This window comes from Ralstonia edaphi, assembly GCF_958350185.1.
GTDB lineage: Bacteria > Pseudomonadota > Gammaproteobacteria > Burkholderiales > Burkholderiaceae > Ralstonia > Ralstonia edaphi.
Map to the genome: position 1 here is coordinate 80,793 of NZ_CATWHI010000005.1, position 12,113 is coordinate 92,905.

The window sequence follows — 12,113 nt, forward strand, 5'->3', positions numbered from 1 at the left end:
ACCGGTCTGACCGGGCCATCAGCAAAAGAAAAGGGGCGGATATTCCGCCCCTTCTTCTTGCACCGAGGAAGCGATCAGGCTTCTTCCGGCACGTCGCGCAGCAGGATCTCGATGCCGCCAAAGCGCTCGGCGACCCAGTTGTAGGCATGGCAGGCGAGCCACAGCGCGCCAAAACCCACCAGGGCATTGAGAATCAGGCCGCTGAGCACGACGATCGTCGGCAGTTCACCGTAGCGGACAAAGCCGACGAAGAAGAACAGCCCCACGACCGGCAGCGAGAAACAGAGATACACCAGTACCAGCGCGCGGGCGGTATGGGCCGGGTGAAGATACGCAATCTCCTTGGTCATCATGGCAGTGCTCAGGCTCAAATCCGAAACAATCAAACTGGCGCAGAGTGTAGCGAATCGACCGGTGCACCGATACCCGCAGCCCGGAGGTGACGCAAAAAACCGACAGCCTGCGGTGTTGCTGGCGGCGCAAGAGCCGCCGTCGCCACGCCGCTTAGACGAGACCGTCGAACAGCAGGACCTGCACGGCGTCGCCAGCGTTGACCTGGCCCTGTTCGTGGGCTAGCACAACGAAGCAATTGGCTTCACTCATGGAGCGCAGCACGCCGGAACCCTGCTGGCCGGTCAGGCGGACTTCGAGCTGGCCGCGATCGTTCAGGGCGGCGATTGCGCGCTGATATTCCGTGCGCCCGGGCCGCTTGCGGATCGGGGCGGCGCTCACGGCCGGCACCAGCGGTGCGCCGGCGTCGGCGGCGCCCATCATGCGCAGCAGCGCGCCGCGCACGAAGTGATAGAACGTCACCATCACCGCCACCGGGTTGCCGGGCAAGCCAAAGAGGAATGCGCTGTGGCCATTTGACGCGATGCGTCCGAACGCCATCGGGCGGCCCGGGCGCATGGCGATCTTCCAGAACGTCACGTCGCCCAGCTTGGCCATCATCTGTTTGGTGAAGTCCGCTTCGCCGACGGAGACCCCGCCCGAAGTGATGATCGCATCGGCGTTTTCGGCGGCGGTGCGGAAGGCGGTTTCAAGCGCCTCCGGGTCGTCGCGCACGACGCCCATGTCGAGCAATTCCACACCCAGGCGCGAAAGCATGCCGTGCAGCGTGTAGCGGTTGGAGTCATACACACAGCCGGCGTCGAGCGGTTCACCAATGGAGCGCAACTCGTCGCCGGTGGAGAAGAACGCCACGCGCAGCTTGCGGCGCACCGACACTTCGGCGATGCCGAGCGAGGCCAGCAGACCGATATCGGCCGGGCGCAGCGTACGGCCGGCGGACAGCGCGGCGCTGCCACGCGCGAGATCTTCGCCACGCAGACGACGGTTGTCGCCGGCACGCACGGCATCGCGGGCAAAGCGGACGGTGTTGGCATCGCCTTGCGTGAATTCCTGCGGGATGACCGTATCGCAGCCCGCCGGCATGACGGCGCCGGTCATGACGCGCACGGCTTCGCCCGCGCTGGGCGCGCCGTCAAAGGCGACACCCGCATACGCCGTGCCGATCACGCGCAATGAGACTTCTCCTGCGCCGCCGCCCAGTTCCGCGCTGGCAAAGGCAAAGCCGTCCATTGCCGAGTTGTCGTGCGAAGGCACGTCGATGGACGACAGCACGTCTTCGGCGAGCACGCGGTCCAGCGCGCTGCGAATGGGCACGCGGGCGACGCCCGTCACGGGCTGCACGAAGTCGCGCATGATGGCTTGCGCCTGCGCGACGGGCAGGGCGTTCGGATCGTAATCGGACAGACACGAAACGACGGAGGCGAGGGTGGTCATGACGTCGATGAGGAATCGGTGGCGTTGGCGCTCTAGCGGCGCTCGGCCAGCTGGTGCAGTTCTTCCAGCGTGTTGATGTTGGCGAAGGCGGCGCTGTCGTCGAACACGACGTCGACCGTCGGATGACGTGCCGTCCAGGTTTCGATCTTGCGGCCCCCGCCTTGCAGATAGACGATCAGGTCGTCAGCCAGCAGCGCATCGATCAGACAGAAGACCGGCTGCACCTGCCGGCGCGGTACCCCTTGCGCATCCGGCTCCATCGTCACCGGCATGGCGATGCGCGCATTGGCTTCTTCCATTGCGTGCGAGAGCTTGGCGGCCAGGTCGGTCGGCACGAAAGGCGAATCGCACGGCGCGGTCAGCAGGTAACGCGTCTGGCATTGCTCCAGCCCGGCCAGGATGCCCGCCAAGGGGCCGGCAAAGTCCGGCACCGGATCCGCCACCACCGGCACGCCAAACGATTCGTACGCAGCGAGGTTGCGATTGGCGTTGATCAGCATGTGGCCTACCTGCGGCGACAGGCGCATCAGCGTGTGCATCGCCATCGGCGCGCCGCGAAATGTCTGCAGGCCCTTGTCAACGCCGCCCATGCGGCTGCCCCGGCCGCCGGCCAGGATCAGGCCGGTGATGTCGGATGTCGGAATCATGTCGTTGAACGCTGGCGGATTCACCCGCCGATGTAGGACATTTCGATGCGCCGGCCGGCCGGCTGGGCCTTGCCGCTCGCACGCAATTCGGAATAGCGGTCGGCGCGGCCCTGCCAGACAGAGCGGATCGCGTTGGAGATTTCGAGGTCGGTTGCGCCGCCGCGCAATAGCGCGCGCAGGTCGAAACCTTCGGTGGCGAACAGGCAGAGATACAGCTTGCCTTCGGTCGACAACCGGGCACGCGTGCACGCGTGGCAGAACGCTTGCGTCACGCTGGAGATCACGCCGATTTCGCCCGCACCATCGGTGTAGCGCCAACGCTCGGCGGTTTCGCCGCTGTAGTTGGCCGATACGGGCTCGATCGCAAATTCTGCAGACAAACGCTCGACGACCTGCGACGAGGGCACGACAGAGCGCATTTCCCAGTGGTTGGTCGTGCCGACGTCCATGTATTCGATAAAGCGCACGATGATGCCGCTGCCCCGGAAGTGGCGCGCCATCGGCACGATCTGATCGTCGTTGTCGCCTTTCTTGACGACCATGTTGACCTTCAGCGGCGCCAGGCCCACGTTCTGCGCGACTTCGATACCGTGCAGCACCTCGCTCACAGCGAAGTCGACATCGTTCATACGGCGGAAAGTGACATCGTCGATGCCGTCCAGGCTGACGGTCACGCGGCTCAGGCCCGCGTCCTTGAGCGATTGCGCCTTGCGGGCGAGCAGGGCGCCGTTGGTCGTGAGCGTGAGGTCCAGCGGCTTGCCTTCGGCGGTGGTGAGGCGCGCGAGCATTTCGACCAATCGTTCGATGTTCTTGCGCAGCAACGGCTCGCCACCCGTCAGGCGGATCTTTTCGACACCATGCTCGATAAACAGCCGCGCCATGCGCTCGATCTCTTCGAACGACAGCAGCTCGGAATGCCGCAGAAAGCGGTAATCCTTGTCGAAGACGTCCTTCGGCATGCAGTACACGCAGCGGAAATTGCAGCGGTCCGTCACCGAGATGCGCAGATCGTGCAGCCTGCGGCCGCGCGTGTCTGTCAGCGTGCCCTCTGCGGGGACGAGCACGTTCGGCACGCTGGGTACCGTGGCGCGATGGTGCTGACCATCGCGCAAATCGTAGAGGGGGATGACGGTTTCGGTCATGGTGTGGTGCGGTGCGTCAATCCACGAAGCGGGAGTGTTGCACTCGATACAACTTCGAGTGTAGCGCAGCCCCTGTCCCGCGCGAGCGGTGGGGTTTCATACTCGATATATCGCGCACAGAAAAAAGGGCGGCCGAAGCCGCCCTCACGCATTCGCCCCCGGCGGTCGCCCGCCGGTGTGTTGCTTATTGCTGGTCTGCGCCACCCGCCGGGCGGTTGGTTTCAACCAGGATCATCGGGCCGTGCTGGATCGGCGGCAGCGGTTTGCGCTCGCGGGGCACACGCGGGGCTGCGACAGTGCGCGCAGCTTCTTCCTGCGATGCACGCAGCTTCTGGCTGTCGGTATGGACCCACGTCATGCCGGCGTTGTCGAGCACGCTCTGCAGCGTCTCGATCGGCAGCGGCGAAGCCTTCGCAATCGTGCTGACCGGAGCCGGCACTTCTGCAAAGGCCGTCACGATGGTTTCTTGAGGCGCTGCCACTGCCGCTTCCGGCGCGGGCGCTGCGGTAGCCGTTGCCATTGCGGGCTCCGTCGGCTGCACTTGCGGCAGGGCCGACACAGGCGCCACGGCTTCCGCCCCATGCACCGGCTCTTGCACCACCGGAGCCGGATTCTCGACCGGGGCAAACGACGTCGTCTGCACAGGTTCCGTCACGGTTGCCGGCAGCACCGGCTCGGCATGCATTTCGGCGACGGCTTCGTCGGCGGTTTCGGCGTTTTCGTTCTCGCCTTCACCTTCGGCGCGGACGCCTTCCGCGCCCTCGCGGTCACGGCGATAACGGTTACGGCCACGACGACCACGGCGACGGCGCTCTTCACCTTCACCGTTGCCTTCCGCGCCCGGCGTCACGCCTTCGCCGGCGATGCTTTCTGCCGGAGCAGCGGTGTCGAGCAGCGGTTGCGGCACTTGCGACGCAGCGGTCTGATCGATCAGGGCTTCGGCGGCCACGGCTGCGGCTTCCTTGGCCTGTTGATCGCGTTCGCCACGGTTTTCGCGTGGTTCGCGGTTTTCACGTGGCTCACGCGGCTCGCGACCCTCGCGGGCTTCACGGCCCTCACGCGGTTGGCGCTCGCGACGTTCCTGATTGCGCTCGCGGCGGCCTTGGCCTTGATTCTGGCCCTCGGCGCGAACCTCTTGACCTTGTTGCGGCTGACGAGCTTCAGCCGTCTCGCGAACAGCGCCCTCGACCTGGGCCGGCTGGCGGTTGCGATCACGGTTGCCGCGCTGGCCGTCACGTTGACCTTCGCGCTGGCCCTGTTGCTGACCTTCGCGCTGGCCCTGTTGCTGACCTTCGCGAGCTTCGTTGCGCTCACGGCCCTGGCGGTTGCCGTCACGGCCGTTCTGGCCCTGACCTTGGCGCTCGCCACGTTCGCCGCGCTGGCCACGGCCACCACGGTCCTGGCGATTGCCACGGCCTTGGCGGTTGCCTTCTTCAGCACGTTGCTTCGGCGTTTCGACGGGCGCGGCCACCACCGGCTCGGCCGGCTTTGCGCCAAACAGCGATTTCAGCCACGAAACGAAACCACCCTGGGCAGGCACCGGAGCCGGCGCCTGCGGTGCGGGAGCGGCTTCCGTACGAGCCGGACGCTCGGCGCGCGGCACCGACACGGGCGCCGGTTGGTCCGGCGTGATGCCCTTGACGGCGGCTTCCTGGCGCGGCTTGGCGGCTTCCTTGCGGGTGCTGTACGCGGTGTCGGCTTCCAGTTCCTTGGCGGCCTCTTCGGCCATCTTGTAGCTGGCCTTGTCGTCGTCCAGACGCGGATCGTCGTGGCGCAGGCGCTCGAGCTTGTAGTGCGGCGTCTCCAGATGCTTGTTCGGGATCAGGAGCACGTTGACCTTGAAGCGCGTCTCGATCAGGTTGATGTCCGGGCGCTTCTCGTTGAGCAGGAACGCGGCCACTTCCACCGGCACCTGGCAGTGGATCGCGGCGGTGTTTTCCTTCATCGCCTCTTCCTGGATGATGCGCAGCACCTGCAGGGCGGACGATTCGGTATCGCGGATGTGACCCGTGCCGTTACAGCGCGGGCAAGTGACGTGCGAGCCTTCCGACAGCGACGGACGCAGGCGTTGGCGCGACAGTTCCATCAGGCCGAAACGGCTGATCTTGCCCATCTGAACGCGGGCGCGGTCGTGGCGCAGTGCGTCTTTGAGGCGGGTTTCGACGTCTTTCTGCGCCTTGCTCGACTCCATGTCGATGAAGTCGATCACGATCAGGCCGCCCAAGTCGCGCAGGCGCAGCTGGCGGGCGATTTCGTCGGCGGCTTCGAGGTTCGTGCGCGCAGCGGTTTCCTCGATATCTGCGCCCTTGGTGGCGCGCGCCGAGTTCACGTCAATGGCGACGAGTGCCTCGGTGTGGTCGATCACGATGGCGCCACCCGACGGCAGCATGACCATGCGCGAATACGCCGATTCGATCTGGTGTTCGATCTGGAAGCGCGAGAACAGGGGAACGTCGTCGCGGTACTTCTTCACCCGATTCATGTTGTCGGGCATCACCACGCTCATGAAAGCGCGGGCCTGATCGTAGATATCGTCCGTATCGATCAGGATTTCACCGATATCCGGCTGGAAGTAATCGCGAATCGCCCGGATCACCAGGCTGGATTCGAGATAGATCAGCAGCGGGGCCTTGTTGTCGACGGCAGCGCCGTCAACGGCCTTCCACAACTGCATCAGGTAGTTCAAGTCCCACTGCAGCTCTTCAGCGGAACGGCCGATGCCGGCGGTGCGGGCGATGATGCTCATGCCGTCCGGCACTTGCAGTTGCGCCATCGTCTCGCGCAGTTCCTGTCGGTCTTCGCCCTCGATGCGGCGCGACACACCGCCGCCACGCGGGTTGTTGGGCATCAGCACCAAGTAGCGGCCGGCCAGCGAGATGAACGTGGTCAGGGCTGCGCCCTTGTTGCCGCGTTCTTCCTTTTCAACCTGGACGATCAGTTCCTGGCCCTCAGACAGGGCGTCCTGGATGCGTGCGCCGCGCACGTCCACCCCGTCCTTGAAATAGGCGCGGGCGACTTCCTTGAAGGGCAGGAAACCGTGCCGCTCTTCGCCGTAATTGACGAAGCACGCTTCCAGCGACGGTTCGATGCGGGTGATGACACCCTTGTAGATATTGCCTTTGCGCTGTTCGCGCCCGGCAGTTTCGATGTCGATGTCGATCAGTTTCTGACCATCGACGATGGCGACGCGCAATTCCTCTTGCTGCGTCGCATTGAACAACATGCGTTTCATTGCAACCTCACTCCAATGCCGTGCGAGCACGGCGCTTCATGGAGCACGCAAAGGCGGAGCGGGTGGTCAACGAATTGCCGGTGTGTCGGCCAGCAAAAAAGGCGCGACGGGGCACGGGCGAAAGAAATGAGGGCATTCCACGCGTCATCATGGATGGCAGGGCGGAGTCTGCGGACGCCGTTGGCGTCAGTTGCGCGTCCTGTCACTCGTGCCACGGACCCGATCCATTTGCAGGCGGGCCGGCGGCGGCGAGTCGCGTGAAGCGACCACAAAGAGCGAATTGACGGACGGCCTATCCGGACGAAACCCGCGGCGGGGCAAATCGGGCGGCGTGCTGCTTTTTGGAGTTTTGCCGCCGGACCGCCATGGCAACGCGGTAACCGGATGTTCAGCCGGCCGGCACCAGTCTGGTGCGGCAAGGGCTTCTTTCACCAAGCGGGCGCCGTATGGATGACCATGTGGCGCCCGCCTTTGAATTCTGTTCTACCAGCTGCTCGTTCTACGCTGGCCGACGTTGCCGACGTGATCTTTGGTTCACGTCCTGCGCGATGGGACAGCGGTGCGTGCTGCTTTCGTGCCGATTAGTCGGCCACGTGATTAGCTTTGTAACACAAGTGGGCGAGAGATCAGCACGTTCCGGTCCGAAACGGTGGCTGTGTACAATACCTGTTGTTTCGTTTCGACCGGCTGTTGCTGGCACCTAAACGACTGTCCAGCGAGAAAATTATATTGAAAATGAATGAGTTACGCCATCCATTTGATGGCCGCATTCAACAGGCCGGACGTGGCACCCTGGGCGATGCCCTCGACGGCAAGTCAGTCGCCTATGTTGAAATCGGTGAAGACGCCGAAGGGCAACGCATCGACAATTTCCTGATGCGCGTGGCCAAGGGCGTGCCCAAAAGCCATATCTATCGCATCCTGCGTTCCGGCGAGGTGCGGGTGAACAAGGGTCGCATCGACGCGGAATATCGCCTGAAACTGGGCGATCTGGTCCGTATCCCGCCACTTCGGATCGCGCAGCAGGCTGAAGCTGCGCGCGTGGTTCCGGCGGCGGAATTCACGATCCTTCACGAAGATACACATCTGTTGGTGATCGATAAGCCCGCCGGGGTCGCCGTGCACGGCGGCTCGGGGGTGGCGTTCGGGGTGATTGAGCAATTGCGCCAGTCGCGTCCGGAGGCCAAGTTCCTGGAGCTGGTGCATCGCCTCGACCGCGAAACGTCGGGCGTGCTGCTGCTTGCCAAAAAGCGCTCTGCGCTGGTAGCGCTGCATGAACAGATCCGCGAAGGCCAGTTGGACAAGCGGTATTTTGCGGCTGTGAAGGGCGTCTGGCCGCACAAGCGACAACACATCAAGTCGCCGCTACACAAATACACCACGCCGGAAGGCGAGCGTCGCGTGCGCGTGCAGGCCGACGGGCAGGCGTCGCACACGATCTTCAACAAGGTCGGCGTGTTTGGCCCCTACACATTGCTGGAGGCCGAACTGAAAACGGGGCGCACGCACCAGATTCGGGTGCACTTGGCGCACGCCGGCTTTCCGATCCTGGGCGACGACAAGTACGGCGATTTCGCCCTGAACAAGGCGCTGTCCCGCGCGAAGGCTTCGCCCCGACTGGCGCGGATGTTCCTGCACTCCCATCGTCTGCAGCTGACCCACCCGCAAAGCGGTGAAACGGTGACGTTTAACGCCCCGTTGCCTGCTGAGTGTGCCGATTTCCTCAACGCTTTCCAGAGCCCCGATTCCGATGCCGCAGCAACGCTTTGATCTGATCGTCTTCGATTGGGATGGCACGTTGATGGATTCGACGTCGGCCATCACCCGATCAATCCAGCTTGCCTGCCGGGATCTTGACCTGCCGGTGCCCGACGATGCGCGCGCCAGCCATGTGATCGGCCTGGGACTGAGGGATGCCCTCGAATATGCCGTTCCGACGCTCGATCCGGCCGATTACGGCAAGCTGGCTGACCGGTATCGCTTCCATTACCTGAGCCGCGACGCGCACCTCGTCCTGTTTCCGGGTGTACGCGAAATGCTGGAAGCGCTGCGCCGCCAGAACTATCTGCTGGCTGTGGCGACGGGCAAGTCTCGCGTCGGCCTGCAACGTGCGATGGAGGCGACCAACCTGACGGGCGTGTTCGATAACACCCGCTGCGCCGATGAGACGTTCTCCAAGCCGCACCCCGCGATGCTGCTCGAACTGACGCGCGATCTCGGCATGGAAGTCGAGCGCACGCTGATGATCGGCGACACGACGCACGATCTGCAGATGGCCGCCAATGCGGGTGCCGCTGGTGTGGCTGTTACGTACGGTGCGCATCCGGCCGATGTGCTGGACTCGCTGACGCCGCTGTATTCCGCGAAGTCCGTTCCTGATTTGCACAATTGGCTGACGCAGCATGCCTGACATGCCTGAACAGATTCGTGTGTGCGAGAGTGCTGCGTTGGAAGATGGCGGCTTGGGTGTCCGGTTTCAGGTGGAGGTGCGGGGCCGCCTCGTCAGCGCGTTCGTCGTCCGCTACGCGGGCGAGGTCCATGGTTATCTGAACCAGTGCGCGCATGTGCCGATGGAAATGGACTGGCAGGAAGGCCAGTTTTTTGAAAGCTCCGGCCTGTACCTGATGTGCGCGACGCATGGCGCCATTTACGAGCCGGATACTGGCCGATGCGTCGGCGGGCCGTGCCGAGGTTCGCATTTATCCAAGCTGGAGATTGCCGAGCGAGACGGGGCGGTCTGGTGGCAGCCGGATGCGTTATTCCGCGCACCGGCTCCCGCGCCAGCGCCAACGCCGTCTGCCTAGTCGCGCAGTTCTTCATCTCGATCGTTTTTTCTTGTCTATGACCGACTCGATTCCGCCGAAAGGCCCCGAAGACGCGCCCAACGAGGGTGCAGGCAAACCAGAAGGGCTGGAGGTCACCCAGCACGCGGATCATCCGCTCGAAGCCGAATTGCGCAACCCGGCAGCAGGCAAGCCCGCGTCGGCATCTGCGCCAGCAGCGTCCGCGCAAGCCAGCGGCTGGGAGCGTGAGGTACTCGAAAAGGTATTGTTGGCGACCGTCCGCGAGCAGCGGGCGGCGCGCCGCTGGCGCATCTTTTTCCGCTTCGTGACGCTCGGCCTGATCGGGATCCTCATTTATGCGTTTGCCAGCCTGGAAGGCGAAACCGTCAGCACGGGCCGTCACACGGCCGTTGTCACCCTTGACGGCGAAATTGCGGCCAACACGAATGCCAGCGCTGAAAACATCAATGCGTCGTTGCAAGCCGCGTTTGCGGACGACAACACGGTTGGCGTGATCCTGAAGATCAACTCGCCGGGCGGCTCGCCGGTGCAGGCCGGCATGATCAACGATGAAATTCGCCGTCTGCGTGCCAAGTACAAGAAGATTCCGTTGTACGTGGTGGTGGAGGAGATGTGCGCGTCGGGCGGCTATTACGTGGCCGCCGCTGCAGACAAGATTTACGTCGACAAAGCCAGCATCGTCGGCTCCATCGGTGTGCTGATGGACGGCTTCGGCTTCACCGGTCTGATGGACAAGGTGGGCGTGGAGCGCCGCTTGCTCACGGCTGGTTCGAACAAGGGGATGCTTGATCCGTTCTCGCCCGTGTCGCCGCAGCAGAAGCAATACGCGCAGGAGATGCTGGACCAGGTGCACCAGCAGTTCATCGATGTGGTCAAGCAAGGGCGCGGCAACCGACTGAAGGACGATCCGACGCTGTTCACCGGGCTGTTCTGGACGGGTGCCAAGGCCGTGGATCTTGGCTTGGCCGACGCGATCGGCAGCTCGGACTTTGTCGCGCGCAGTGTCATCAAGGCGCCGGACGTGGTCGACTACACGGTCAAGGAAAACTTCGCCTCGCGCGTGGCACGCAAGCTCGGCACGGCGATGGGCGCGGGTGCCGTGAAAGCGCTGGCCGCGACGGGCCAGCTCAAGCTCTTGATGAAGGAATAAGCGCGCTATCGCGCCAGCAGCGAGAAGATCGCCGGCCGTTTGTGCAAGTTCATGCGGTCGGCCCGCCAGTCGCTCACCGGAAGCGTGACGACCTGCTCGCTCGGCAGCGTCAGGTCCACTGCGATCGACAGCAGCGTACTCGGCGCGCAGCCAGCCTGGATGGCCTCGAGCAACGCGCCATTGCGGTAGGGCGTTTCGATGAAGACCTGAGTTTGGGCGGCGGAGCGTGAAAGTTGTTCCAATGCGCGCAGCTTCGTCTTGCGCTCAGTCGCGTCGACCGGCAGATAGCCGTTGAACGCAAAGCTCTGGCCGTTCAGACCGGACGCCATCACCGCCAGCAGAATCGAACTCGGTCCCACCAGCGGTTTTACGCGCACGCCACGTCGGTGCGCGAGACGGACGAGATTCGCGCCCGGATCGGCCACCGCCGGCACGCCGGCTTCCGACATCAGCCCCGCGTCTTGCCCGGCAACCACTGGCGCCAGCAGCGCTTCCAGTTCCGATTCCGGCGTTTTGACGTTCAGTTCGCGAATGGTGATTTCCTGCAGCGGACGTGCCAGCGGTGTCGTCTCGGCCAGCTTTTTGAGCAGCGCACGCGCCGTCTTGGCGTGTTCGGCGACGAAATAGTCGAGTTGTGCGGTGATCTGCTGCACGCCCGCCGGAATCACATCGGGCAGCGGGTCGGCCGCATCGCGCGACCCCAGCGTATTTGGAATGAGGTAAAGCGTACCGGCCATGGTTCAGGCGAAGAGCGGGTAGTGAACGTTGCGCAGCATGCTGGTCAATGCGATCAGCGGCAGACCCACCAGCGCGGTCGGATCCGACGATTCCACTCGCTCAAGCAGGGCGATGCCCAGCCCCTCCGATTTGGCGCTCCCCGCAACGTCGTACGGATGTTCCAGGTGCAAGTAGGCGTCCAATTCCTCATCGGAAAGATTGCGGAACGTCGCCAGGGTGCGAATATCCTGGCTCTGGTGTTGCCCTGTCCGGCCGTCGTACAGGCACAACGCCGAATGAAATGTGACGGTGCGTCCACGCATCCAGTGCAGTTGCGCCAGGGCGCGGGCGTGGTCGCCGGGCTTGCCGACCTGCTTGCCGTCGAGTGTGGCGACCTGATCGGAGCCGATGACGAGCGCGCCGGGATAGTCTGCTGCAACCTTCTCCGCCTTCTGCCGAGCCAGGCGCAGAGCGGTCTGGTCGGGCGACTCATCCGGGGCGGGGGTCTCGTCGATGTTCGGTACCACGATCTCAAACGGCAGGCGCAAGCGTTCGAGCAATTCCCGCCGATATGGCGAGCTGGAGGCGAGAATTAGCGGCGGACGCGATGCAGAAGTCATAAGTGCTTGAAGATGC

The 12,113-nt window shown here is 64.0% G+C and carries 11 protein-coding genes; 4 read left to right on the top strand and 7 right to left on the bottom strand.

Features of this window, described 5'->3' with window-relative positions; genetic code table 11:
• Positions 1-74 precede the first annotated feature (74 nt).
• The 5 genes from R2669_RS17880 to R2669_RS17900 form a co-directional block, all read right to left on the bottom strand.
• Complete coding sequence (locus tag R2669_RS17880; protein ID WP_004635681.1) at positions 75-353, bottom strand: hypothetical protein; 279 nt, start codon at positions 351-353, stop codon at positions 75-77.
• 151 nt (positions 354-504) lie between these two features.
• Complete coding sequence (moeA, locus tag R2669_RS17885) at positions 505-1,785, bottom strand: molybdopterin molybdotransferase MoeA (protein WP_147214211.1); 1,281 nt, start codon at positions 1,783-1,785, stop codon at positions 505-507.
• A 32-nt stretch (positions 1,786-1,817) separates the two neighbouring features.
• A complete protein-coding gene (mobA, locus tag R2669_RS17890; protein ID WP_147214212.1) occupies positions 1,818-2,432 on the bottom strand; it encodes a molybdenum cofactor guanylyltransferase MobA in 615 nt (204 codons plus the stop codon).
• A 20-nt stretch (positions 2,433-2,452) separates the two neighbouring features.
• Positions 2,453-3,574 (bottom strand): GTP 3',8-cyclase MoaA, encoded by a 1,122-nt coding sequence (gene moaA, locus R2669_RS17895; protein WP_147214213.1) that lies wholly within the window; start codon positions 3,572-3,574, stop codon positions 2,453-2,455.
• A 184-nt stretch (positions 3,575-3,758) separates the two neighbouring features.
• Positions 3,759-6,806: an Rne/Rng family ribonuclease gene (locus R2669_RS17900; protein ID WP_147214214.1), complete on the bottom strand. Its 3,048-nt coding sequence runs from the start codon at positions 6,804-6,806 to the stop codon at positions 3,759-3,761.
• A gap of 735 nt (positions 6,807-7,541) precedes the next feature.
• Between R2669_RS17900 and R2669_RS17905 the strand changes: the two genes are divergently transcribed.
• From R2669_RS17905 to R2669_RS17920, 4 genes are read left to right on the top strand one after another with little or no spacing between them, the layout of a single operon-like run.
• Positions 7,542-8,576 carry an RluA family pseudouridine synthase gene (locus R2669_RS17905; RefSeq protein WP_316901846.1) on the top strand — a complete coding sequence of 345 codons (1,035 nt, stop codon included), beginning with the start codon at positions 7,542-7,544 and terminating at the stop codon, positions 8,574-8,576.
• Positions 8,557-9,216, top strand: a complete 660-nt coding sequence (locus tag R2669_RS17910; protein WP_316901572.1) for an HAD-IA family hydrolase — start codon at positions 8,557-8,559, stop codon at positions 9,214-9,216. The genes R2669_RS17905 and R2669_RS17910 overlap by 20 nt, the downstream gene beginning before the upstream one ends.
• Positions 9,209-9,610: a Rieske (2Fe-2S) protein gene (locus tag R2669_RS17915; RefSeq protein WP_316901574.1), complete on the top strand. Its 402-nt coding sequence runs from the start codon at positions 9,209-9,211 to the stop codon at positions 9,608-9,610. Before R2669_RS17910 ends, R2669_RS17915 begins: the two co-directional genes overlap by 8 nt.
• A gap of 37 nt (positions 9,611-9,647) precedes the next feature.
• The gene (locus tag R2669_RS17920) at positions 9,648-10,760 is read left to right on the top strand and encodes a S49 family peptidase (RefSeq protein ID WP_316901847.1); all 1,113 of its coding nucleotides are present in this window, start codon (positions 9,648-9,650) and stop codon (positions 10,758-10,760) included.
• Between the two features lie 5 nt (positions 10,761-10,765).
• Here R2669_RS17920 and R2669_RS17925 read toward each other — a convergent pair whose 3' ends face one another.
• Together R2669_RS17925 and R2669_RS17930 are read right to left on the bottom strand one after the other, a co-directional pair.
• Positions 10,766-11,497 (bottom strand): SAM-dependent methyltransferase, encoded by a 732-nt coding sequence (locus tag R2669_RS17925; RefSeq protein WP_147214218.1) that lies wholly within the window; start codon positions 11,495-11,497, stop codon positions 10,766-10,768.
• Positions 11,498-11,500: 3 nt separating this feature from the next.
• Positions 11,501-12,097: a Maf-like protein gene (locus tag R2669_RS17930; protein WP_316901576.1), complete on the bottom strand. Its 597-nt coding sequence runs from the start codon at positions 12,095-12,097 to the stop codon at positions 11,501-11,503.
• Between the last annotated feature and the right edge of the window lie 16 nt (positions 12,098-12,113).

Excerpts from the sequence above, each read along its gene's own strand:
- R2669_RS17880 (WP_004635681.1), bottom strand. The coding sequence starts at position 353 with ATGATGACCAAGGAGATTGCGTATCTTCACCCGGCCCATACCGCCCGC.
- R2669_RS17910 (WP_316901572.1), top strand. The coding sequence starts at position 8,557 with ATGCCGCAGCAACGCTTTGATCTGATCGTCTTCGATTGGGATGGCACG.
- R2669_RS17930 (WP_316901576.1), bottom strand. The coding sequence starts at position 12,097 with ATGACTTCTGCATCGCGTCCGCCGCTAATTCTCGCCTCCAGCTCGCCA.
- mobA (WP_147214212.1), bottom strand. The coding sequence starts at position 2,432 with ATGATTCCGACATCCGACATCACCGGCCTGATCCTGGCCGGCGGCCGG.
- R2669_RS17900 (WP_147214214.1), bottom strand. The coding sequence starts at position 6,806 with ATGAAACGCATGTTGTTCAATGCGACGCAGCAAGAGGAATTGCGCGTC.
- R2669_RS17905 (WP_316901846.1), top strand. The coding sequence starts at position 7,542 with ATGAATGAGTTACGCCATCCATTTGATGGCCGCATTCAACAGGCCGGA.
- R2669_RS17925 (WP_147214218.1), bottom strand. The coding sequence starts at position 11,497 with ATGGCCGGTACGCTTTACCTCATTCCAAATACGCTGGGGTCGCGCGAT.
- moaA (WP_147214213.1), bottom strand. The coding sequence starts at position 3,574 with ATGACCGAAACCGTCATCCCCCTCTACGATTTGCGCGATGGTCAGCAC.
- R2669_RS17915 (WP_316901574.1), top strand. The coding sequence starts at position 9,209 with ATGCCTGACATGCCTGAACAGATTCGTGTGTGCGAGAGTGCTGCGTTG.
- moeA (WP_147214211.1), bottom strand. The coding sequence starts at position 1,785 with ATGACCACCCTCGCCTCCGTCGTTTCGTGTCTGTCCGATTACGATCCG.
- R2669_RS17920 (WP_316901847.1), top strand. The coding sequence starts at position 9,648 with ATGACCGACTCGATTCCGCCGAAAGGCCCCGAAGACGCGCCCAACGAG.